This window comes from Psychrilyobacter sp. (assembly GCF_049671765.1).
GTDB lineage: Bacteria > Fusobacteriota > Fusobacteriia > Fusobacteriales > Fusobacteriaceae > Psychrilyobacter.
This window is the reverse complement of record NZ_JBATVM010000141.1, coordinates 1-23187: the sequence shown is the minus strand read 5'-3', so window position 1 is coordinate 23187 and position 23187 is coordinate 1. Positions and strand designations below refer to the sequence as shown.

Below are 23187 nucleotides of genomic sequence, written 5' to 3'. Positions count from 1 at the left end.
CATCATAACTAGAACGATAAGGTATTGTTTCTGCAAATATTGTTTTTGTCGTGGCAGTGGATGAAATTAGTAAACCTAGTGTTAGTCCCATAAATATTTTGCTAATATTTTTAGTTTGTCTATACATTATTATGTCTCCTTTTGTTAATATTTTTTTCTGTTAAAAAATAAATCATCTATTTTTGTAGCTATATAAAAACCGCCTTTTGTATTCTCTGGAGAAAACCATTTATTTTTACTTTTTTCTAATTTAGAGGTATTTCCTTTGTATTCAAAAGCTGTAGATTCTATATTATTTTTTCTAAGTCTTTTCACCATACTATAATTCCATTTTGCTTGAGAGTTAAAATCTCTGTCAGAAAAATGAAAAATTAAAGGCTCTGTTATATATGATTCTGAATTATACCCTCCTATTTGTTTAATATATTTAGAAACAAGCATATCGTGAGTAATTCCATTTTTATTATTATATGAATAGGTTGCACAGGATAATTCTCTTACATAGTTATTAAATACACTATACATTTCATCGTATTCATTTTTTATAACATTTTCTACGTTTTCAGAACTCAAACCATAAACTTCTAAGGTAGCATTTTTAGAATTTATATCTATATCTTTTATTTTCTCACTTGGAAATCCAAAAATAAAATCTTTATTTAATTTCCCAGATATTCCTTTTGCTTCACTAGTCCAATTTCCATCTCCAGATATAAATGCCTTTATTGTTTTATTCATGGGACCAAAAGTTTGAAGTTGAGAATCCCTATCGGCAATATATCCAGACCAAATAGAAGCGGCTTTTATCTTATTTTTAGTTGTATTTTCTCCCATTATTCCGAGGACAGTCAGAGCAACATCTCCTCCTTGCCCTTCCCCTATTAAACATAATTCGTTTAAATTTATCTTTAAATTTTTAGAGGAACTGCTTTGATATTTTTTAAATTTATTTTTCTTAGAAGATGATATTTCTATATTATTTAAAGAATCAATTCCTTCTATTAAATTTACAACATCAATAGCATAAAATGTTGGAATTAAATAACTTTCATTGTCGTAGGCATATAAATATTCCAAGCCTTCTGCAATTTCTCCATTTATACTTCCATGACCTCTATATCCTGGGATTACTACTACATAACCGAGAGACCTATATTCTTTTGCTAGATTACCAGTAAGAGATTTGTCATTATCGCCAAAATTCCAGAGTGGAGCGTTTCCTACTCCAACTCTTCCATGGGTAATTATTATAACTGGATATCCACTTTTGGGCATTTTTGTCTCTGGAATTTGAATTTTTGCAAAAACCTTAATACTGTCTGAAAGATAAGATGTATAGATTGTCTTATTATCTTCAACTTTAGTTTTTTCTAAGAGCATAGTTGAAAAATATTCTCTTTTTTTTAGATAAGAAATTGTCAAATTCTCTAAACTATTTATTTTGACTTCATTGGCATAAATATTACCAAAAATAAGAAATTCAAAAAATAAATAAATTATTAAAACTATTTTTTTCCCCATGACTTCTTCTCCTTTATATATGTTTCGCAAAATTATATATATATAGATTTTGATTTGTTTGATCTTCTGCTTTCCAATATTCTTTATTCCAAAATTTAAATTTGTCAAACTCTCCATGACATTGAGGTGCTTTTGTATGATCATTATAAAGTCCAAATTTTACAAGAGTAACTCTTTTTCTAATATTTGCAGGGAAAATTTGATCTGCAGCAATTATCATATTCCACCATATTCCACTAGTTCTGTCTAAAAATGAATTTACATTTTCATACGTTTGATCTAAGTAAATTAGAAGGCTTCCTCTAGGAATAAAATCCTGACCAATATTTTCGGTTACTTCTCTTTTTGGATTTAAACTCAAATTATAAAATTTTGATTTTTTATTGGATTCTAAATAGGGAGATATTGTATATTTTATATCTTTTAAGCTACATGCTCCACCCATGTATACAATTTCTTCAAAATTTATATCTTGAAATTTTGAAATAATATTGTTTGCAACCATGGTTCCCATACTATGAGCTATTAATACAACTTTTCCATATTTCTTATCATTATAATTACTAGATCTCTTTTCAATCTCTTTATATTTTCTTAAAAAATATGATAATGCTGTTTCATTTTCTTTAGTCATATTATATTTTTTTAAATTATATAGATTTGGAGAGCTTTCCATATTTATATTTTTTTTTAGAAGAAGATCGACTCTCTTGAGCATAGAATGATAAGGACCTTTACCAATAGTATCTACAAAAGCACCACCAATTATCTTTACGGGATTTGCCATAGACCAATTATCTTCTATTGATTTTAATGTGTTTTTTTCTTCTATTTGACTACTAGAAACATTGAAATTATCACCTACAGAATCTAAAGTTTTAGAATATAATTTCTCATTTGATTTTTTTTTAAGCTTCATAACTAAATTATATGTATTTTTAGGTATTTTGGTGACGCCCCTTAATATATCTTTTAATATTATTAATGGTGATAGCGAATAATATAATATATTTTTTTTATTTGAAACTTGTTTTGAATGACTCACATGATCTAAATAATTATCTATAAAACTAGAGTTCCAAGATACAAATATAGGATATTTTCCATTTTTTAACATATCTTCTAGATTGTTATTTAATATATTCACAGATCTATCAATAGAGTTATTGTAGTCATTTAATCCTCCATGAATAAATATCATAAGTTTTAAATTTTTATGATATTTCTTATGTTTATAGTAGTTATTTAATATGTTATCTATATATCGTTCCTCATTTTTTATGATATCTTTGTCTATAGGTGATATTAAATTGCCATTACTATCAATATATATTTGAAAAAGAGAAATCTGATTAAAATTATTGTTACCTTTAACCTTCACCCCAGTATTTTTACATCCACTTAAAAGTAATAAAGACAAGAAAGTTATTACATATAATATTTTTTTTGTATATCTATCTATTTTGACTTTCATCATAACTTTTCTCACTATCTCGTATTACCAGGGATTTTGTGGATAAAGCATCACCAAAAATATCATTTTGAAATTCATTTGTTGCCTTTTTAAAATCTAACCAGACTTTTAATCTTAAATTTTTAATATTACTAAATGAATTATTTGCTTCATCTTTTTCATAAGCTAAAGATATCATTTGTTTTAGTTCATCTAAACTATAAACTGAAAGCCCTTCTTTATTCATTCTATTTTGAACTTCATGATAGATAGATTTATTAAAAGATTCCGCTGTGACATTCTCATCATTGGTAATATATTTAAGAACCTCTATTTCTGAACTTGATTTTGTATCGTTTGATACATAGTTTAGGCATCCTTTTTCATAATCATAATTTCCAAATAGTAAGAAACATATTCTTTTAAAAAATTCAGACGAAACCCTACCATTAGAATGAGTTGAGAATGGGAAATACGTATATCCTGTTGTTAATGAGGCCTTATCATAATCATTTTTACCCTTATTAGAATTTTGAACTTTATCTTTCCTAAATAACTCTAATTTATTCTCTATTACATCATCTATTGATTGGATATTCATTGTTAGAAGTTCTTCTTCTGTTAATGCTGTATAATATTCTTTCGTATAGTCATAATCCCCTTGATTATTAGAACTCATACTTCCGTAGTTATACTTATTAAAAGCCCTTGCTTGAGCTGCAACATCTTGTGTAGCTAGATAATCAACTTCTAATATATTTATAACCATCATAAGATCGTTGGCTCTTTTGAAATATTCTTGAAACTCTATTCCATTTGTAAATCGATCTGGGGAATAATTTGTATAAGTTGTTGTGTTTAGTTCTTTTTCTTCTCCCAAATTCATTCCCCAATTACTTCCAAACTCATGTTCGTAAAGACCTTTTGTATAATCTTCCATCCCAATAAGATGTCTATCTTTATTGAAGGTTAGTTCATGTGTCCACATAGAATAACCATATATAGACCACATATTATCACCTAGATAAAACATATATTCATTAGGATTTATTTCAACTTCACTCGTATGGTTTGTTACCGCTCCCAGTGGTAGAAAAAATTGATTAATACCTGTTTGTCTTTGGTCATTAGGATTTATTGATCTCAATGTATCAAAATTTGGGTTTACTTTTCCAAGTGTTTGGTCTTCCTTACCAGTTACTCTAAACATTGTATTGTAATACTCTACAGAAAGATCGAAATATTTTTTTATTGTTGGACGATATCTTTTTACTTCTTCCTTTGTATTACAACCATAGATAGATAGGTCAGATATCATTAAGGTTCCTGCTGTCGATGCAAATGCTAAGGAGTTTCCTTTATATGCTAATGCTAGAGCTAAGTAGTCTCCTTTATCACTAGAGACGTTGTCTTTTAAATTATCCCAAGCTCTCCAGTTCACTCCAGCTAAAGGAACATCTAGATTTTTTTCATAAACTAATCCATTAAAATTTTCATTAAACCAATCAGCATAATCTTCCCTATGTTCTAGTTTATGGATTAGACTTTCTATATAGCTACCATAATCTACTCCTTTAAAGTAATGAAAATATGTCCCAATTTTACTAGCTTCTAAATTTTCTTTATTACAATTTTTAAACTTAGAAATTAAAAATGCTGGAGCTATCTGACTATCTGATTCAAATAATTTATTTTGATAAAAAATAATATCTGCTCCATTAAATTGACCGATATTAAACCCATACCATTTTTCAAAATATGTGTATGCAAATAAGTAGTAGTCCAAGTCACTCTTATTATTAATTATTGTTTTTGGATTAGACACAGAACTTAGTATAGTCAATGCCATATCCAATGTATCCCTTTTTAAGTGATTCCATTTATCGTCAAGTTGGTATAGATCTATATCCTCAACAATTTTTTCCCCGTTCTTAATATAACTTATCTTATCTTTTTCGATTCTTCTTCCGTCTAAAGATTCAAGAACGTTATCAAAACTGTACATATCTAATTTTGTTTTTAAAGCTTGTACTTCCATAGAATGAATATCTATTATCTTTAAATTATTTTCTGTTTGGATCCCATTCATTGAATAGACTGCGACTCCATTAGATAATTTTTCATAACTTACATTTCTAACTTCTATTGATTCATCACCATAAAAAAGTACAAGTCTATTGAAAGTATTTATATTGTCTACTGTCAAATATTTAGCGAGTCTATATCCTTTTTTATACTTTATAGTATTAAGAGGTTCTATGTTTAGTTTGTCCTTTAGATCTATCTTATTACCCTTTACAAGATTTGTACGACCATCATATTTGTTTAGAACTCTTATATTGTGATATGCTACTAACTTATTAGGATCAAAATTTGAATCAAAGAATATGTTATCAAGATCTGGAATTTTTAATCCTTTTTGACTTATTATCTTTTGAATCTGAGAGTATGTTACTCCCTTTACACTAATTTCTCCAAAATGAAGCTTTGTATTTACCAAGGCACCAATATTGTTTGATTTTTTACCTCCAACATCTTTTATCTCAAATGTTAAAGTCGATTTCCCTGAAATATCTACACTAAATGTTTCTGTTGGATTTATAGAATCGATTAATCTTCCCTCATAAATAACTAGACCATCAGCTTTAATATTTAATTTCATAGAAGTTTTATCAATTCTTGATAAATTTTTGTCAATACCAAAAGTTCCTGTCAATTTCCTATATCCTTTATTTGAGATATTATAAAACATAGTTGTATTTGATGATATTCCAAACCCATTTTTTATAATAGTATCTTTTTTATCTATTTCAATTTTCAGATCATTATTTCCAATTAGGGATCTATTCTTATTAGGAATATTGGTACTATATTCTAGATGTTTTGGTAATTCAGTAAGTAAATCATACCTTTTTATTTTGTTACTACTTCTTGTTCTATTTATATTGGTCGTATAATTTTCAGTGTATGCACTTAATCTATTTTCTATATCTTTTAGTGGTAGACCATTTCTATTATTGACATTTATTATCCTATTTTTACTAGCTATATTACCAAGAGAATCTACTACTGAATAATTTATAATATACGTACCTACTCTACTAGTATCAACACCGCTTGTATTTACTCTTACGTGGGATGTAAGGTATCCATCCTCTGCATCTATTGCTGTGACACCTTCCATATAATTAGGAGTTTCTCCTATACTTATATTTAGATTTTTCTTTATCGTTAGTACTGGAACTGTATTTATACTTATATTTCTTGTTATTGAACTCCCATTATTATCGTTTCTTCTCCCAATTTCATATTCAGTATTAGCAAAGGACGAAATCATTATTAGTGGAAATAATGTGAAAATTTTAAGTTTATTATAATTCATCTTTTTCCTCCTTTTTTTTTAGTATTTATTTTTTTTAAAAAACATATTATCTAAATTTATAGAAGTGTAGAATCCTTCTACAGTATCTTTAGGAGAAAACCATTTTTGTTTACTTTTTTTAAGTTCATGAGTATTCCCTGTATATTCAACAGCCATTACTTCTGTTCCATTTTTTTCGAGTTTTTCTTCTAATAAATAGTTCCATCCGTTCATTGAATAAAAATCTCTATCAGAAAATTGAAGAATTATTGGTTCTGTCAAATCTTTAGGAGAGTAAAAAGCACTTAAGTTCTTTAAATATTTAGCAACATTTCTATCATGTTCAATCTTTAACTTTCCATTACTGTCTCTTTTTAATTGAAACTTAGCATTTTCTAAATTTGTGACATAGCTATTAAAAACTTTATATGCTTCTGTATATTCATTAAAAATAACTTTTTCTACACTTTCATCTGTATAGTAATCTTGTTGCCAAGTCCATTGATCTGTTCCTATATCTATATTTTCTATCCAGTCACCTGGGAAAGGATATACAAAGTCCTTATTAATAGTTCCATTTTTACCTTTAGCCTCTCCATTCCAAGTCCCATCTCCTGAAATGAAAGCTTTTATTGTAGTATTCATAGGAGCATAAGTTTGAATTTGTTTATCAATATCTATAAATGTACCTGACCTTATAGAAACTGCATGTATATTGTTTTTAGTTGTACCTTCTCCTGCTATAGCAGCAACTTTTAGAGCGATATCTCCACCCTCAGAAAATCCAAGAAGATTTATTTTTTCTTTATTTATTTTTAGTCTATTTATTTTTAATCTGTTTATTCCATTTTCTGAATTTGGTAAAGTTATTTGATTTAAACTTTCAATTCCCTCTAGAAGATTAACCACATCGATAGCGTAGAATGAATTTATCAGATGTGATGCATTGTCATAAGCATAGAGGTATTCTATTCCATCAGCAGGTTTCTCGTTGATAGTTCCATGACCTCTATAGCCAGGGACAACAACTACATAGCCCATTTTTTTTAATTTATTAATTAATTGTCCTTCTAAATTTTCATTTACTTCATCAAAATTCCAATTTAAAGATTTTTCTTTTCCAACCCATCCATGAGTTAAAATTATTACGGGAAATCCTTTCTTTGGTACTTCTTCACTAGGAGTATTTATTTTTGCATATACTTTTTGATTATCAGAAAAGTAAGAAACATAAAAATTATTTCCTCTAGTCTTTTCATTGAATTCTGGCAAAAGTTGTGAACTATATTTTCTATCTTTTAATTCTGATATTGTTAATTTTTCTAAACTTTCGATCTTTACGTCTTGAGCGTAAAGTGATAATGTTGTAAATAATAGTAGTAAAATAGATATTTTTTTATTCATTCTTTCCTCCTTATTTATTTTGTATTTTGTAATATCTTTGCAAATATAAATTTATATTTACTGGTATTATCGACTTTTTTTAATTTTATTCATTGTTGGTCCCCCTCCATTAGTTTTTATATTCTCTCTTACTCCTCCTTCTTTTAGTTAGATTGTTTTCTCTAAATTAGAGCTACTTCTAAAAGAATATGTCATGAAATTAAATTTTCCAATTTATTTTTTAAAATATAAAAAAACTGAAATTTAATTTTAATTTTATTCTTTTTTTAGAATGGAATGAATTTTTCTAACAGAAACTGAAATTAAGAATTTTTTTAATTAGAATTGAAGTTTTTCTAAAAGAATTTTTTTTATATTGAGGACAAACTAAAGATCAATAAAATAAAAAAGATGATTTCTATAAAATAATAGAAAGCATCTTTTTAAATTTTATTTTATTCGATTTTCATAGTAAATTGAATTTTGTAGTAAAAAATGAAATTAGGAGTTGTTGATTAGAATTGAAGGAAATATATTAGAGAAAGCAATGAATAAAAGTTAATATTTTTTAATTGTCTTTCCCATTAGTTTTATGGTACTAAGAGCTAGGATCTTAGTTGGGTCTAAAAAATTACCTTTTACATTTAGCATTTCAAAGGCTACTGGAAGTTCTGTACAGCCTAATATAATATTATCTATTCCTAGATTAGAAAAATAATCTAGCACCTTATCTATAGGAACCTCATTTATATTATCCTTGCCTTCTTTTAAATTATAGATAAGCTGATTCACAATTTCTTGAAGATCTACAGGAGGAACTTCTATTTCTATTCCATATTTATTAAATATATTCTCATAGATGTGACCTCTGTAGGTTCCTTTTGTAGCCAAAAGACCAACTTTTTTGACACCATCCAATTCTTTAGCTACCTCTTCTATCATGTTTACAAAGGGTATTTTCACAGTACCATAGATTTTTTCATAAAAATAATGAGCAGTATTACACGGCATAACTATAAAACTAGCCCCCATAGCTTCTAATTTTAAAGCTGATTCTACCAAATACTTTTCAGGGTTTTCACCATTTCCTAAAATATATGCTGTCCTATCGGGAATACCAGTATAATTATCCACTAAGGTATGGACATGATCACTATCTTTTTTTGCATCGGTGTGTTTAACAATTTTATTTAATAGGTCGATTGTTGCTAGGGGTCCCATCCCACCCAAAACTCCTGCTATTTTCATTATTTTGACCTCCTCTTTCTATTTAGCTAATTATTTGATATAATTATACTAAAAATATACTAAATAATAAAAGACGTTAAAGCTATCGCATTGATATGATATAAATATAGATTGAAAATTTGTAGAAGGGAGAACTAATATGGATATTAGACAATTAAAATATTTTTTAGCTATTGCAGAGGCAAAGAATATAACTAAGGCAGCAAAAAAACTATATATTTCTCAACCTCCATTAAGTCAGCAACTAAAATTATTGGAGGAAGAATTAGGAGTAATTTTGTTAGAAAGAAGCACTCGGAAAATGAAACTAACAGAAGCTGGAAAACTCTTACAGCATCGAGCTAAGCAGATTATTGAACTTATGGAAACTTCTACTAAAGAGATTAAAAATTTAAATTTAGGAGTTAAGGGAATTCTTTCTATTGGATTTGTTTCCTCTGCAGGAGCTATGCTTCTACCAGAACAAATTCATAATTTTTATAAGGAATATCCTGAGATTATTTTTCAAATGAAAGAAGGGAATACATATAAGATATTAGATCTGTTAAACAATGGAATGATTGAGATAGGGATAGTAAGAACACCATTTAATACAGAAAATTTTAATCTTATATATATGCCTAAGGAACCTATGGTTGCAGTGGCTAGAGAGGATCTGTTTTTCCCTAGTTCTTTAAAATCTATATCTTTAGAAGAACTAAAGGATAAACCAATAATACTAGATAAAAGATTTGAAAATTTAATCACTTCTAGTTGTCATCAAGTGGGATTTCAGCCCAATATTATCTGTGAAGGAGAAGATAGTAAATCGATTCTTTTGTGGACATACACAGGGATGGGAATAGGAATAGTGCCTAAAAGTGCAGCTAAACTTATGCCTAATAAAAATTTGAGATCTATAATAATAGAGGAGAGTGAATTAGAAACTCAAACTGTTATTGTTTGGGTAAAAAATCGTCCTTTATCTGAAGTAGCAGAAACGTTTTTATTAAATTTTAAAGAATAATTAATATGATTCTGTATCTTTAAATATTTAAATTTACAGAAAAAATAAAAGATTATAAAAAAGAGGCTTAACTCCATTATTAGAATAAGCCTCTTTTGATTTTAGGGTATTATACTGCTGCGATTAAAGAAACTTCTACTAATAATTCTTCTCTAGCCATTTTTGCTTCTACACATGCTCTAGCAGGAGCAAAACCTTCATCTATCCAGTTATCCCAAACACTATTCATCTCTTGGAATAATGACATATCTTTAATATAGATTGTAGCAGATAAGATCTTTTCTTTATTTGATCCTACACTAGCTAATAATTCCTCTACTTTTTCAAGTGTTGTAATTGTTTGTTCCTTCATACCTTTACTAGAATCCTTAGCTACTTGACCACATAGATATACGGTATTGTTGTGTATTACTGCTCTACTCATTCTTTTATTAGTTTCATGTCTTTTGATTTTCATATTATTTATCCATCCTTTTATTTATTATTTATCTTTAATCGGAATTATCCACCTTAAAGTTTTTTCTGAATGTAACGTCGAGTTACTCTATTTACCAAAACTACAATTTGGATATCTACATATATCACAATCTTGGCAAAGGCCACCATGACCATATCTCATGATATCTTCCATACTTAATTTTTCTCCGCTAAGAACCCTAGGTAAAACTAAATCAAATACAGTTTTTTTACAGTACATGACACAACCAGGAAGTCCCATAATTGGTATTTTATTCAAATAAGATAGTAAAAACATAGATCCAGGGAGTACTGGTGATCCATAGCTTACCAACTCTCCTCCTAACTCAATTATAGAACTAGGTGTAAGGTCATCTGGATCTACAGACATACCACCCGTACATATTACCATATTTGCTCCATTATTTATATGGGTTTTAATGGCATCTTTTATCATTTCTTTTTCATCGGTTACAACAATTTGACCTATGACATTACAATTATATTCTGTTACTTTTTTTTCAACTACAGGTCCAAATTTATCTACTATTCTTTTATGGAATATCTCGCTTCCTGTAGTTACTATGCCAATATTCATCTTGTTAAATTCTTTTACATCTATTAATTTATCAGGAGTTATTTTTTTAGCTGATCTCATCTTATCTTTTTTTATAATAAGAGGGATTACCCTTGCACCAGCTATCTTATCCCCTTTTTTCACAGGAATATTCTCAGGAAGTGTAGCAAAAGACATTTGCCCTAACATGTTTAGTTCAAAAAGTTTTTCTTTATTTATTTTGAGTAGTCCATCAACTTTTGCATAAAATTCTATCTTGCCTTCTTTAATTTCTTCACTTAAATAGATATTTTCTCCACAGCCAATCTCACCTAAAATTAATGCAGCATCATTTTCATGGAGTTCATCCTCTCCAATTTCAAAGATATAGATATGTTCTTTTCCTAATTTTAGGAGTTTTTCTATATCTTCTTCTTTGATTATATGCCCCTTCTTAAAGGCTCTTCCCTTGAATGTTCCGGGGATTATTTCTGTTATATCGTGGGAAATAACATGGCCAACTGCATCTTTTGTATCTATCCTTTTCATGACTCAACTCCTATAAATTTATAGTTTTTACTTCTTTCATATGTTTACCTGTACCATTATTTTTTACTTTTAATATTTCTGCCATTATTCCTAGGGCAATTTCAGCAGGATCACCACTTGAGATATCTAAGCCTATGGGAGAATAAATATCTAAAAGATCATTTTTTTCTAATCCTTCTTTTATAAGATTCCTATAACTTTCGACTACTTTTTTTCGACTACCAATCATACCTATGTAAGCTGCCTTTCGTCCTACTGTGGATCTTAATGCACTTTTATCTCCAAGGTGTCCACGAGTTACTATAACCAAATAGGAGCTGTCATCTAATGGATAGTTTTCTAAGATTTCTCCGATATCTCCACAGAGAAGCTCGTCAGCTTGAGGAAATCTATTTTCAGTAACATATTCCTCTCTATCGTCTATTATTACAGTATACATTTTGAGGTATTTACCAAGTTTATAAAGATCTAATCCTAGATGTCCTCCTCCAGCTATAATCAGTTTTTTTCTCCTTTGAAAGACCTTTATATATCCTTTTACCTTTCCGCCACAGATCATATCTAATTTACCATCTGCTTTTAGTGAAAATTCAAATTCCCTATTTTCACCTATTTTCATAGCTTCTAAAGCAGAGTTAATTACTTGAAATTCTAAATTTCCTCCACCTATAGTACCTAATGTTGTTTTGTCGAAGAATACTCCCATGATATTACCAGATTTACCAGGGCTAGATCCATTTACACTTATAAGAGTTACTAAAGCTACTTTTTCACCAAGATCTATTCTTTTGGCTATTTCTTGCATAATTTTACTTTCCATACATCCCTCCTTATGCTATATAATGAATAATTAAAATTCATAAATCAGTTTTTTACTAAAAATATTAAGATTGATTGATTTGTTTAGGGTTATTATTTAACCAATAGTGGTTATAACACCACATGACAATGAAACTAATACAAGTGACTATAATTAAAAGTATATTAGCTGATTTATTATCTCCTTTTTCCACTGCATAATAGATAGCCATAGGGATAGTTTGAGTTTTACCGGGGATATTTCCCGCAATCATGAGAGTTGCTCCAAATTCTCCAAAAGATCTACCAAAAGAAAGAACTGCACCGGCTCCAATATTTTTTCTTATAAGGGGAAATATAACATATCTGCATAACTCTAATTTATTAGCTCCCATCTCAAATGCTGCTTCAATATGTTCTCGATTTATTTCTAAAAATCCTGCTTTAATACATTGATATGCCATAGGAAGAGAGACTAAAACACCGGCTATAACTCCCGCCTTCCAAGTAAAAATGATCTTTATTCCATAGGTAGATAAGAATTCGCCTAGAATTCCATTTTTCCCCAAAAGGACAAGAAGTACATATCCTAAAACTGAAGGAGGAAAAAATAGTGGGAAACTTATAAACCCTTCAATCAGTTTATCTCTTTTTCGTTTTCCCTTGTAGATAAAAATTGCGATTATAAAACTTAAAGTTACACTTATAAGAGTTGAGATAAAAGCTATCTTTAAAGATAACTTAGTTGCTTCTAATATCATCTATTTCACCTTAAATCCATATTTTTCAAAAGATTTTATATTTTTAATTAAATAATCGTTAAATTTTGTTCCTTGAACACTCCCGACTTTTATTCCTGCTCCATACACTATTGGAGAGTGTAAGGAATTATTGATAAAATAGATTTTTTTATCTTTTAGGAGGAGAGCATCAGTTTTATATACTATAGAGTAATCTACTTCACCTATTTTAACATAAAAAAGTGCTGATCTAACATCTTTGGTAAATAGAATTTTATCTTTAAAATCTTTCCATAGACCTAATCTAATCAATGTTTCTCGAGCATACCTTCCTGCTGGAACAAAATCAGGATCTCCCATAGCTAGTGGTTTCTTTGTATTTTTTAAAATGTCTTTTAGATTATTTATTTTATTGTTCCCTATGACTACTAAACTGTTTTCTAAGAGATACTTACTTTCAATAATTATTTTTTTTTCTGCAAGTTGATCTATATGTTTTTTAGAGGCTAGAAATATAAAATCTACTGGGGCTCCTTCTTCCATCTGTTTTCTCAGTGATCCAGAAGCACCTAGGTTTATCATGACCTCTATGCCTGTATCCTTTGTATAGTTTTCTGCAATTTCTTCTATTCCGTCAGTAAGACTAGCTGCTACACTTATAATAACACTTTCTTTTTTATCCTTGCTGCAACCCATTATAGATATCATTATTACTATAAATAGTATTTTTTTAATCATCTAAATCTTTCTCCTTAGATATAATACTGCTTCTAAAGCTGATCCACCAATATTTCTAGCTTTATCTGATATAGTGTGGCAGTTTTGCTGCTGATCTTTACGAGGGTCTACGTCTCCGATCTTAAATCCTTTTGGGACTTTATATCCATCCCTTATAAGTCCTCTTAAAACACCAGTGAGAGGAGATTTTATATTTGTATTATTTATAAGGGCTATTATCTCACCATTTTCCACAAGATCTCCAATATTTTTTATGTTTTTTATAGTTCCACCAACTTCACTATAGATAACCCTTTTTATTCCATAGCCATTTATAACTCCTGGGATACCAGTATTTTTTTTGGCTTCACCAGAAAAAATTAAACGTCCGAGATCATGACCTCTCATTGTTTCGATAACTATATCTACATCTTTTTCGGCACTAAAACCTGGACCTATACCGATAGTTATAGGAGCCATATTGATATTTGTACCTAAGTTTTTTTTAGCTAAGATAGCATCTATTACAGCTAGAGGTTTTAATTTTCTTATTGTATCACCACAAGGGTCTATTATTACAGCGATATTTCCAACATCTAATATTTTATTTACTTCATCTATATTGTGAGCTAAGAGAGCTTTACTTCCCTCTAGGATAACTTCTTTTTCATAGATAGCCTCTCCATAACAGACAGCTCTTCTTATAAAAGAGGGCTTTTCTGTCTCTAAAACTAAGACTTTAAACCCACTTCTATGAAGCTTTTGTATCACACCAGAAGCTATATCTCCTCCGCCTCTTACTATTATTAATTCAGACATTTTTAATTATTCCTCCTTCGATTTATAACTTTATCTAATATTTATTTATGATATTTAATTTTTAAATAACCTTAAAAAATAAACTCCTACTAAAATAATAGGAGTCTTCTTTTGGGATTTTAAAAAACTATAAAAAAATCATAATTTCATAGGATCTATAGGTCTTTTTTTATACCTAATCTCATAGTGTAGATGGGGACCAGTAACCCTTCCAGTTTTTCCAGATTTAGCGATAACTTTCCCCTTACTTATCCTCTGTCCTTTTTTTACTAAAATTCTGTTTAAGTGTGCAAACCTTGTTTCATAGTTATTTCCATTGTCTATGATAATGATTTTTCCATATCCATTCATCCAGCCTGCATAAGTGACTACACCACTATAAGGAGAATAAACAGGAGTATTCATAGAAGCTTTTAAATCTACTCCTGTATGGAGTATTCTTCGTCCTAAAACAGGATGGTCTCTGTATCCATAGGGACTATTTACTAACATGATCTTTAATGGCTGACCAAAGTTTTTTAGAGTAGAACTTTTAGAATTGTTTGTATATGTTGTTGTTGAGCTAGAACGGTAATTTAAATTGCCTTTGTTTATCATTTTTCCTAAGTATATTTTATTTCCCCGATAAAGAGTATTACTCTTTAAATGGTTTATTTTTTTTAAACGATCAACTTTTACATTATATTTTTTTGAAATACTATAAAGTGTATCCCTAGACGTAACTACATGATAGCTTCCTTTATAGTTTTTAGAGGGTTTAAGATATATCTTTTGACCAGAGTATAAGAAGTTACTATTTAAATTATTTATCACTTTTAATTTCGAGATTGAAACATCTCTTTTTTGGGAGATTGAATAAAGTGTATCTCCTTTTTTTACGGTATAATATTTATTGTTAGAACATGATATTAAGATAACCGAGGTTATTATTATAAAAAGTACCTTTTGTATTGGTCTCATAAATACTCCTAGGATCTAAGTTTTCTATTATATTTACATAAATAATAGTTATTAAAATTATACTCTATTTAACTTGTTTATGTAAACTATTGGAGGAAAGATTATTAATTTTTTAAGCACGAATAATAAAATTAATTAAAAGTTAAGGTTAAATTTACTTTTTTAAAAAATTTTTTGTAAATAATTGCTTTTTCTAAAGAAGTATTGTATAAATGGAATAGGTTCAAATAATGATTTTTTAAGGGGGCTTCAAAATGAATGAAATTCAAAAAAAAGGATTTGGAACAAAAGCGATCCATGGAGGAGCAGAAAAAAATCCATTTGGAACATTAACTACGCCGATATATCAAAGTTCAACATTTGTATTCGATACTGCAGAACAAGGGGGGAGAAGATTTGCTTTAGAAGAAGCGGGTTATATCTATTCGAGATTAGGAAATCCCACATCAACTGTTGTAGAGAAAAAGTTAGCTTTATTAGAAGGAGCAGAGGCTGCTTTAGCTACTAGTTCAGGAATGGGAGCTATCTCTTCTACTATGTGGACATTATTAGAATCTGGAGATCATATGTTGGCAGATAAAACTTTATACGGGTGTACGTATGCTTATTTTAGTCATGGATTAACGAAATTTGGTATAGATGTAGAATTTGTGGATACCTCTGATTTAGAAGCTGTAAAAAAAGCTATGAGGCCAAACACTAAAATAGTTTATTTAGAAACTCCAGCAAATCCAAATTTGAAGATTGTAGATATTAAGGCAGTTTGTGATATTGCACATGAAAATGAAGGAACTAGGGTAGTTGTTGATAATACATTTGCAACACCGTATCTTCAAAGACCTTTAGAATTTGGAGCTGATTTAGTAGTTCATTCAGCTACAAAATATTTAAATGGCCATGGGGATGTAGTGGCTGGATTTGTAGCAGGAGATTTAGAAACAGTAACCCAAATAAGATTAATAGGTGTAAAGGATATGACCGGTTCAGTATTAAGTCCTCAAGATGCTTTTCTTATGATTAGAGGGATGAAAACTCTAGAACTTAGAATGGAAAGACATTGTAGTAATGCATATAAAGTAGCAAAATTCTTGGATAAAAATTCCATGGTAGAAAAGGTATATTATCCAGGGCTTGGAACTCATGAGGGACATGAAATAGCAAAAAAACAAATGGATGGGTATGGTGGAATAATTGCTTTTGATGTAAAAGGTGGATTAGAAGCAGGAAAGAAATTATTAAATAGTTTAGAGTTGTGTACCCTAGCAGTAAGTTTAGGAGATACAGAAACTTTAATTCAACATCCAGCATCTATGACACATTCTCCTTATACAGAAGAAGAGAGAGCAGTAGCAGGAATAACTGAGGGATTAGTTAGAATATCTGTAGGATTAGAAGATGCAGAGGATATTATAGCTGATTTAGAGCAAGGATTAGCAAAATTATAAGGTATATATAAATAGTAGGGAGTAATCTCTACTATTTTTTTATGGAGAAAATAGTGTAAAGTGGTTTTAAATTATGGGGATAATTCATGAATTACTCGTACTATTTTGTAATAGATAATATATTTTAGTTTATATAAATTATAGGGAGGGAAAGAATGAAAAATTTATTTATATTGGCATTTATATTTGCTGTAGTAGTAATGTTTTGGTTAAAACCTAAAAAATATGGATATATAATACCTGCATATATACCATTAGGAGAAAGATTTGATATGGATTTTGATGGGATAGCTAAATTTTCAAAGAAAAATAAAGTTATAACAATAGTTAATCCAAATAATGGGCCCATAAGTAGGGATGAGAATAAATATTATTTTGATAGATTAGAAGGCAAAATAAAACAGATACAAAAAAATGGCGGGAAAGTAATAGGATATGTTTCTACGAGTTATGGCAATAGAGATGAAAAAAATGTGAAAAAAGATATAGAGATTTGGGAAAGTGAATGGGATATAGATGGTATATTTTTAGATGAAGGTATGGGAAGTTGTGGTGATAACTGTGAAAAATTAGTAAAAAAATATCAAGATTACTATAAATATATAGGAAATGAAATTATTGTGACCAATGCAGGATATATAGATGAAAACTATGAAAAGTTTTTAAAAGATGGAGTTATTATGATAATCTTTGAAAATACCTATGAAAAGTTTATATCTCCTAATAATTATCTGAATAATATAGATCTAAATAAGGGGAAAAAAGGAGTGTTACTCCATACAACACCTAAAGGTATAGAGAATAAAAAATTGAAAAAATTATATAAAAAATATGATTTGGACTATATATATTTAACTCCTAAAAATTGGGATACCATATCATTGAAAATTTTGGAGGATTTATAGTATACTATAAGAAATAGTGGAGGACGAAAATGAATGGAATAAAAAAAGGAGGTTAAATTATGAAACATAAATTAAATAAAAAAGCTGTAAGGATAATAATTTTAATATCAGTAATATTTTTGATGTTTAATGTGATAAACTCAAAACAATCAAAGGAAGTAAGAGTAAAGGATTATATGCCAAATAAACCTATGGTTAAGATCTTTGATGGTGGGTTTGAAGGAGCTGGAAGTGTAGAAATAATAGATAAGATACAGGGTGAATTTTACCAGAAAAAAATTATGGATACAGCTACTATGGGAGCAGCAGTTTATCGTGTAAATAAAGATGGCTATAGGTTGGTGTATAGACAAGGTGAAACAGAAAAATTAAAAGAAAATTATATAGATGAAAAATCAAATAATAATTTAATCTTACTGAGATCACCTATAAAAAAAGGTGTTTCTTGGATAAATGATGATAAATCTACATATAAGATCTTATCTGTAGATGAAAAAATAGAAATGATGGGAGAAGAGATAGAGGCAGTAAAATTAAGATATAGAAAGGACGAATCTGAATATCATATCTATTTTGCTCGTGGACTAGGGATAGTAGGAATAGAATCTGAAATGGGAAGTAGTAGACTGACAGAAGTAAAGTATGATGTGGAAGATTATCTTTCAAAGTGAAAGTTAAATGATGAACAATAGAGAATAAAGATAGAGATAATAGAATAAAAAAACTTAAAAACTAGTCACGAATTATACGAAAGAACTCAAATTAAAAAATTAAATTTGTTATTGAAATAATTTTATTTGATAGGGATAGTGTAACTTATGACAAAAAAAGTTTTGACTTTGATTTTTGATAATTAGTTAGGATAGTAATTTCAAAAAAATGGTGTAATATTTGTGATAAATAGGGATTTCTCAGATTGTTTAAGGCCAGTAAATATGATATACTATTATGAAAATAAATAATATAGGGTGAATAAAATTGAATGGATTAATTAATGTAGATAAACCCAAAGGATACACTTCCTTTGATGTAATTAGAAAATTGAAAAGAATATTAAATATGAAAAAAATAGGACATACTGGGACTTTAGATCCACTAGCAACAGGGGTACTTGTAATTTGTCTTGGAAGGGCTACTAAATTAGCTAATGTAATAGAAGCTAAGGAAAAAACATATATAGCTGACTTTGTTTTGGGATCAAAAACAGATACATACGATACTGAAGGGGAAGTTATAGACAGAAGTGATGTAAGAGTAACAGCTAAAGATGTAAAGGATATATTATCTAAATTTAGAGGGAGTATTAAACAAGTTCCTCCTATGTATTCTGCATTAAAAGTAAATGGAAAAAGACTCTATGAACTGGCTCGTGAAGGGGTAGTTATTGAAAGAAAAAGTAGAGATGTTGTAATATCAAAACTAGAGTTGATGGAATTTGATGAGGAAACACAGATAGGGAAGCTTTATTGTGAGGTATCTAAGGGAACTTATATCAGATCATTGATCTTTGATATGGGAGAGGAGCTCGCGACCTATGCACATATGAATGGACTCAGAAGAACTCAAGTAGGAGAATATCTTGTAGAAGAGGGATTTACCATTGAAAAGATGGAAGAAATGGGAGAAAATGGAGATCTATCTTTTGTAACTAGTGTAGAAGATAGCTTTGACTTTGAAAAAGTAGAGATAAAAGATGAAAAACAAATAAAATTGTTTTTAAATGGAAATACAGTGATATGCCAAAAACCAAATGACAGATATAGAATCTATGTAGATAAAGAGTTTGTTGGTTTAGGAGAAGTTATTGATGAGAGATTAAAAGGCTGGAAAGTATTTTAGATGAAACTTGTGAGGTGAAAGAATGAAATTAATAAAAGCAATGAGAGGAACTAGAGATATTTACGATGTAGAAGCTCTAAAATTTAACTTTATAGAAGATACGGCAAAAGAGTTATTGGAAAACTACGGTTTTGGTAGAATGATAACTCCTACATTTGAATCTACAGATCTATTCAAAAGAGGTATAGGAGAAGGAACAGACATCGTGGATAAGGAGATGTATACATTTTCTGACCGTGGAGATAGAAGTATCACTCTAAGACCAGAAGGAACAGCTCCAGTCGTAAGATCATATTTAGAAAATAAAACTTATGCGAAGGAAGATCTAACTAAATATTATTATATAAATAATATGTTTAGGTATGAGAGACCGCAGGCAGGAAGGTATAGAGAATTTTATCAAGTAGGTGTAGAAATACTAGGAAATGCATCACCTATGGCAGATGCAGAAGTAATATCGATGGGATATAGACTTATGGAAAAATTAGGTATAGAAGATCTAAAAGTTAACATAAACTCTGTAGGAGGAAATGAAACAAGAGCAAAATATAGAAATATACTGGTAAATTACCTTACTCCTAAAAAAGATGGTCTATGTGCGGATTGTCAGACTAGATATGAAGGTAATCCTCTTAGAGTTTTAGACTGTAAGAATAAAGGTTGTCAAGAATTGACAGTAGATGCACCAATGTTACCTGATAATTTAAATGTAGAAGAAAAGTTACACTATGAAACTGTAAAAGAATATTTAGATATGTTTGGTGTGGAATATGTAGAAAACCCAAGATTAGTTAGAGGATTAGACTACTACTCAAGTACAGTATTCGAAATCATAACTGAAAAATTAGGATCTCAAGGGACTGTCCTAGGTGGCGGAAGGTATGATAACTTAATCAAGCAATTAGGAGATAAGGAAGTTCCAGCAGTAGGATTTGGATCGGGCCTAGATAGACTTATGATGCTATTAGAAGATGATAAAGTGGTAAATACTCCTGATGTATATGTAAGTTGGACTGGAGAAGAAAACATAGACTATGCATTCTTAGTGGCTAATACATTAAGAGATAATGGTATAAAAGTTTATATTGAATATGCACCAAAATCTGCCAATGCTCATAGAAAAAAAGCATTTAAATTAGGAGCTAAAAGAGAGTTAATAATAGACGCAGAATCTAAAGAAAATAAAACTTTAGGACTGAAAGAATTAAGTAGCAGAGATGTAGAAGTAGTGAAGTTTAATGAGTTGTTAGAAAAAGTGAAGTAGAAAATCTTTCGACACAAATTTTAAGTGTAATTAAAACTTGATTTAGAATGTGAACTTCGTAAAGGAAACCAAAGTAATAATAAGAGTAAAAAAATAGAGAATCTAAAAAAATACGATGTCAAAAAGAAACCAAAGCTATATTTGGAAGGAAGTATTATGAACATATATGAACTAGGAAAAGAATTGAATAAAATGTATACTGAAGCCATAACAAAAGAAAAGACGTTGATGATAAGGTTATTTGGAATAAAATACTTTTCCGAAATAAATGAAGTGAAATCTAAAGGAGAATCTTTAGCTGAAATTATAAAAATTTCAGGATTGAAAGAAAGTTATCAAGCAGAAATTAATAAAGGTATTAAATTAGCGAAATATGTTAAATTAAAGTAAATAATGATATTATAAAAGAAATTTCTAAGGGTTTCGCCCTTAACTGAGATCATTTCAATTCACGAGTATCAAAATTAGATATAAGTGAATCTAATTTTAAATGTGATTGATGCAAGAAAAAGTAACCAAAAAGTGCCAAAAGATTTGACTCTTCCTTTTTATGGTTTCTCTTCGTAAGAGAAACCGAAGCTATAACCATTTTGTCTTAGTTTAGTAAGTCACAATTGTCATTGTAGGAAAAGTACTGCGGAAGTAGGACGACTATAAACTTCGTTTTAAACCAAGAAAAAAAGAATTTTATATCTGTGTTAATTAGATTTTTAATCCATAGAAATCTGTGTCAAAAATATGATTTTAAAGATCACTGTGAAATAGCAGTAAAGTATTTAATTCGTGCAAATTAGTGGCAAAAAAAGATTTTAAAGTTAGACATGAAATATGTGACAAAATAAATAAAAATATTTTATATAAATAGAGGTGTAAGAATGAATATGTACAGAACCCATAAATTGGGAGAATTAAGAGCAGAAAATATCGGTGAAGTAGTAACTTTATCTGGTTGGGTAGCAACTAAAAGAGACTTAGGAGGATTAACTTTTATAGATCTTAGAGATAGAGAAGGAGTTACTCAAATAGTAGTTCCTCAAGATGCTACAGAAGAGATGAAAGAAATAATATCTAAAGTTAGAAGTGAATATGTAATCAAAGTAACTGGAGAAGTAAAGGAAAGATTTTCTAAAAATGCTAGGATGGCTACTGGTGATGTAGAAGTATTTATCACAAATATAGAAGTATTAAATTCAGCAGAAGTATTACCATTTGAAATATCAGATGATGCTAATGTAAATGAAAATTTAAGATTAAAATATAGATACTTAGATATCAGAAGACCTGCTATGATGAACAATATCAGAAAAAGACACGATATGATGATGGCTATTAGAAGATTCATGGATGATAGTGAATTTATTGAAATAGATACTCCTCTATTAACTAGATCAACTCCCGAAGGAGCTAGAGACTTCTTGGTACCAAGTAGAATGAATAAAGGTAAATTCCATGCATTACCTCAATCACCACAATTATTCAAGCAATTGCTTATGATTGGTGGAGTAGAAAAGTATTTCCAAATTGCTAAATGTTTTAGAGATGAAGACCTGAGAGCAGATAGACAATTAGAGTTTTTACAATTAGATATAGAGATGTCATTTGTAACAATGGATGATGTTATGGAATATGTAGAAGGATTATGTAAGAAAGTATTCACTAGAGTAACTGGTGAAGAAGCTAACTATTCATTCGAAAAAATGCCATACCATGAGGCTATGAGCAGATTTGGTTCTGACAAACCTGATGTTAGATTTGGAGTGGAATTAAAAGACTTAACTTCTATAATGAAAGGTTGTGGATTTAAAGCATTTTCTGGAACTGCTAACGCAGGTGGAATAGTAAATGCCATCGTAGCACCAGGACAAGCTACTAATTTTTCTAGAAAAGTTTTAGGAGATTTAGAAACTTATGCAAAAACTTATTTTGGAGCAAAAGGTTTAGCTTGGATTAAAGTAACTGAAGAGGGAGTAAACTCTCCAATCGCTAAATTTTTCTCAGAAGAAGAGATGGCACAAATCTTAGAAACTACAGGAGCAAAAGTAGGAGACGTTATATTAATCCTGGCTGATAAAGCAAAAGTAGTTTATGGGGGACTCGGAGCACTTAGATTAAAATTAGGAAATGAATTGGGATTAATCAATAAAGATAGTCATAAATTCCTATGGGT

General features: G+C 29.2%; 20 protein-coding genes. 8 read left to right on the top strand and 12 right to left on the bottom strand.

All coding sequences use genetic code 11. The features are described from left to right. Positions 1 to 144: 144 nt before the first annotated feature. The 5 genes from WBG30_RS06850 to WBG30_RS06830 form a co-directional block, all read right to left on the bottom strand. A complete protein-coding gene (locus WBG30_RS06850; protein WP_424503900.1) occupies positions 145 to 1521 on the bottom strand; it encodes a hypothetical protein in 1377 nt (458 codons plus the stop codon). A gap of 13 nt (positions 1522 to 1534) precedes the next feature. Then, positions 1535 to 2998, bottom strand: coding sequence for a hypothetical protein (locus WBG30_RS06845; RefSeq protein WP_424503899.1), 1464 nt, complete (start codon positions 2996 to 2998; stop codon positions 1535 to 1537). Further along, entirely contained in the window at positions 2976 to 6356 is a 3381-nt protein-coding gene (locus WBG30_RS06840) for a ZmpA/ZmpB/ZmpC family metallo-endopeptidase (protein WP_424503898.1), read from the bottom strand. The genes WBG30_RS06845 and WBG30_RS06840 overlap by 23 nt, the downstream gene beginning before the upstream one ends. An 18-nt stretch (positions 6357 to 6374) precedes the next feature. After that, the gene (locus WBG30_RS06835) at positions 6375 to 7739 is read right to left on the bottom strand and encodes an alpha/beta hydrolase family protein (protein ID WP_424503897.1); all 1365 of its coding nucleotides are present in this window, start codon (positions 7737 to 7739) and stop codon (positions 6375 to 6377) included. A gap of 537 nt (positions 7740 to 8276) precedes the next feature. Next, complete coding sequence (locus tag WBG30_RS06830) at positions 8277 to 8966, bottom strand: aspartate/glutamate racemase family protein (RefSeq protein ID WP_424503896.1); 690 nt, start codon at positions 8964 to 8966, stop codon at positions 8277 to 8279. Positions 8967 to 9105: 139 nt separating this feature from the next. Here WBG30_RS06830 and WBG30_RS06825 point away from each other — a divergent pair, with 139 nt between their 5' ends. Then, positions 9106 to 9972 carry a LysR family transcriptional regulator gene (locus WBG30_RS06825; protein WP_424503895.1) on the top strand — a complete coding sequence of 289 codons (867 nt, stop codon included), beginning with the start codon at positions 9106 to 9108 and terminating at the stop codon, positions 9970 to 9972. 109 nt (positions 9973 to 10081) lie between these two features. On the opposite strand, the gene WBG30_RS06820 is transcribed toward WBG30_RS06825, so the two are convergent. The 7 genes from WBG30_RS06820 to WBG30_RS06790 form a co-directional block, all read right to left on the bottom strand. Continuing rightward, complete coding sequence (locus tag WBG30_RS06820; protein ID WP_424503894.1) at positions 10082 to 10429, bottom strand: RidA family protein; 348 nt, start codon at positions 10427 to 10429, stop codon at positions 10082 to 10084. An 87-nt stretch (positions 10430 to 10516) separates the two neighbouring features. Further along, positions 10517 to 11533 carry a molybdopterin-binding protein gene (locus WBG30_RS06815; protein WP_424503893.1) on the bottom strand — a complete coding sequence of 339 codons (1017 nt, stop codon included), beginning with the start codon at positions 11531 to 11533 and terminating at the stop codon, positions 10517 to 10519. Between the two features lie 10 nt (positions 11534 to 11543). After that, a complete protein-coding gene (locus WBG30_RS06810; RefSeq protein ID WP_424503892.1) occupies positions 11544 to 12353 on the bottom strand; it encodes an XdhC family protein in 810 nt (269 codons plus the stop codon). A gap of 64 nt (positions 12354 to 12417) precedes the next feature. After that, complete coding sequence (gene modB, locus WBG30_RS06805) at positions 12418 to 13092, bottom strand: molybdate ABC transporter permease subunit (protein ID WP_424503891.1); 675 nt, start codon at positions 13090 to 13092, stop codon at positions 12418 to 12420. Next, complete coding sequence (gene modA / locus WBG30_RS06800; RefSeq protein WP_424503890.1) at positions 13093 to 13809, bottom strand: molybdate ABC transporter substrate-binding protein; 717 nt, start codon at positions 13807 to 13809, stop codon at positions 13093 to 13095. Next, a complete protein-coding gene (gene yqeB / locus WBG30_RS06795; RefSeq protein ID WP_424503889.1) occupies positions 13810 to 14607 on the bottom strand; it encodes a selenium-dependent molybdenum cofactor biosynthesis protein YqeB in 798 nt (265 codons plus the stop codon). It lies immediately after the preceding gene. A 138-nt stretch (positions 14608 to 14745) separates the two neighbouring features. Then, positions 14746 to 15204, bottom strand: a complete 459-nt coding sequence (locus WBG30_RS06790) for a M23 family metallopeptidase (RefSeq protein ID WP_424503888.1) — start codon at positions 15202 to 15204, stop codon at positions 14746 to 14748. A 617-nt stretch (positions 15205 to 15821) separates the two neighbouring features. Here WBG30_RS06790 and megL point away from each other — a divergent pair. From megL to aspS, 7 genes are all read left to right on the top strand, one after another. Beyond that, entirely contained in the window at positions 15822 to 17012 is a 1191-nt protein-coding gene (megL, locus tag WBG30_RS06785) for a methionine gamma-lyase (protein ID WP_424503887.1), read from the top strand. 155 nt (positions 17013 to 17167) lie between these two features. Beyond that, the gene (locus tag WBG30_RS06780) at positions 17168 to 17917 is read left to right on the top strand and encodes a spherulation-specific family 4 protein (protein WP_424503886.1); all 750 of its coding nucleotides are present in this window, start codon (positions 17168 to 17170) and stop codon (positions 17915 to 17917) included. 59 nt (positions 17918 to 17976) lie between these two features. Then, a complete protein-coding gene (locus WBG30_RS06775; RefSeq protein ID WP_424503885.1) occupies positions 17977 to 18588 on the top strand; it encodes a hypothetical protein in 612 nt (203 codons plus the stop codon). Positions 18589 to 18895: 307 nt separating this feature from the next. Beyond that, positions 18896 to 19756 (top strand): tRNA pseudouridine(55) synthase TruB, encoded by an 861-nt coding sequence (gene truB / locus WBG30_RS06770; protein WP_424503884.1) that lies wholly within the window; start codon positions 18896 to 18898, stop codon positions 19754 to 19756. 22 nt (positions 19757 to 19778) lie between these two features. Next, a complete protein-coding gene (hisS, locus tag WBG30_RS06765) occupies positions 19779 to 21020 on the top strand; it encodes a histidine--tRNA ligase (protein WP_424503883.1) in 1242 nt (413 codons plus the stop codon). A gap of 156 nt (positions 21021 to 21176) precedes the next feature. Beyond that, a complete protein-coding gene (locus WBG30_RS06760; RefSeq protein ID WP_424503882.1) occupies positions 21177 to 21410 on the top strand; it encodes an HTH-like domain-containing protein in 234 nt (77 codons plus the stop codon). 485 nt (positions 21411 to 21895) lie between these two features. Continuing rightward, positions 21896 to 23187, top strand: a 1292-nt coding sequence (gene aspS, locus WBG30_RS06755) for an aspartate--tRNA ligase (protein WP_424503881.1), incomplete at its 3' end; no start/stop codon positions are given.

What these genes read in the sequence shown, in the direction of transcription:
- hisS (WP_424503883.1), top strand. Translation starts at nt 19,779, where the DNA reads ATGAAATTAATAAAAGCAATGAGAGGAACTAGAGATATTTACGATGTA.
- WBG30_RS06850 (WP_424503900.1), bottom strand. Translation starts at nt 1,521, where the DNA reads ATGGGGAAAAAAATAGTTTTAATAATTTATTTATTTTTTGAATTTCTT.
- WBG30_RS06810 (WP_424503892.1), bottom strand. Translation starts at nt 12,353, where the DNA reads ATGGAAAGTAAAATTATGCAAGAAATAGCCAAAAGAATAGATCTTGGT.
- modB (WP_424503891.1), bottom strand. Translation starts at nt 13,092, where the DNA reads ATGATATTAGAAGCAACTAAGTTATCTTTAAAGATAGCTTTTATCTCA.
- WBG30_RS06840 (WP_424503898.1), bottom strand. Translation starts at nt 6,356, where the DNA reads ATGAATTATAATAAACTTAAAATTTTCACATTATTTCCACTAATAATG.
- yqeB (WP_424503889.1), bottom strand. Translation starts at nt 14,607, where the DNA reads ATGTCTGAATTAATAATAGTAAGAGGCGGAGGAGATATAGCTTCTGGT.
- WBG30_RS06835 (WP_424503897.1), bottom strand. Translation starts at nt 7,739, where the DNA reads ATGAATAAAAAAATATCTATTTTACTACTATTATTTACAACATTATCA.
- WBG30_RS06825 (WP_424503895.1), top strand. Translation starts at nt 9,106, where the DNA reads ATGGATATTAGACAATTAAAATATTTTTTAGCTATTGCAGAGGCAAAG.
- WBG30_RS06780 (WP_424503886.1), top strand. Translation starts at nt 17,168, where the DNA reads ATGAAAAATTTATTTATATTGGCATTTATATTTGCTGTAGTAGTAATG.
- WBG30_RS06820 (WP_424503894.1), bottom strand. Translation starts at nt 10,429, where the DNA reads ATGAAAATCAAAAGACATGAAACTAATAAAAGAATGAGTAGAGCAGTA.
- modA (WP_424503890.1), bottom strand. Translation starts at nt 13,809, where the DNA reads ATGATTAAAAAAATACTATTTATAGTAATAATGATATCTATAATGGGT.
- WBG30_RS06760 (WP_424503882.1), top strand. Translation starts at nt 21,177, where the DNA reads ATGAACATATATGAACTAGGAAAAGAATTGAATAAAATGTATACTGAA.
- WBG30_RS06775 (WP_424503885.1), top strand. Translation starts at nt 17,977, where the DNA reads ATGAAACATAAATTAAATAAAAAAGCTGTAAGGATAATAATTTTAATA.
- WBG30_RS06830 (WP_424503896.1), bottom strand. Translation starts at nt 8,966, where the DNA reads ATGAAAATAGCAGGAGTTTTGGGTGGGATGGGACCCCTAGCAACAATC.
- WBG30_RS06815 (WP_424503893.1), bottom strand. Translation starts at nt 11,533, where the DNA reads ATGAAAAGGATAGATACAAAAGATGCAGTTGGCCATGTTATTTCCCAC.
- megL (WP_424503887.1), top strand. Translation starts at nt 15,822, where the DNA reads ATGAATGAAATTCAAAAAAAAGGATTTGGAACAAAAGCGATCCATGGA.
- WBG30_RS06845 (WP_424503899.1), bottom strand. Translation starts at nt 2,998, where the DNA reads ATGATGAAAGTCAAAATAGATAGATATACAAAAAAAATATTATATGTA.
- WBG30_RS06790 (WP_424503888.1), bottom strand. Translation starts at nt 15,204, where the DNA reads ATGATAAACAAAGGCAATTTAAATTACCGTTCTAGCTCAACAACAACA.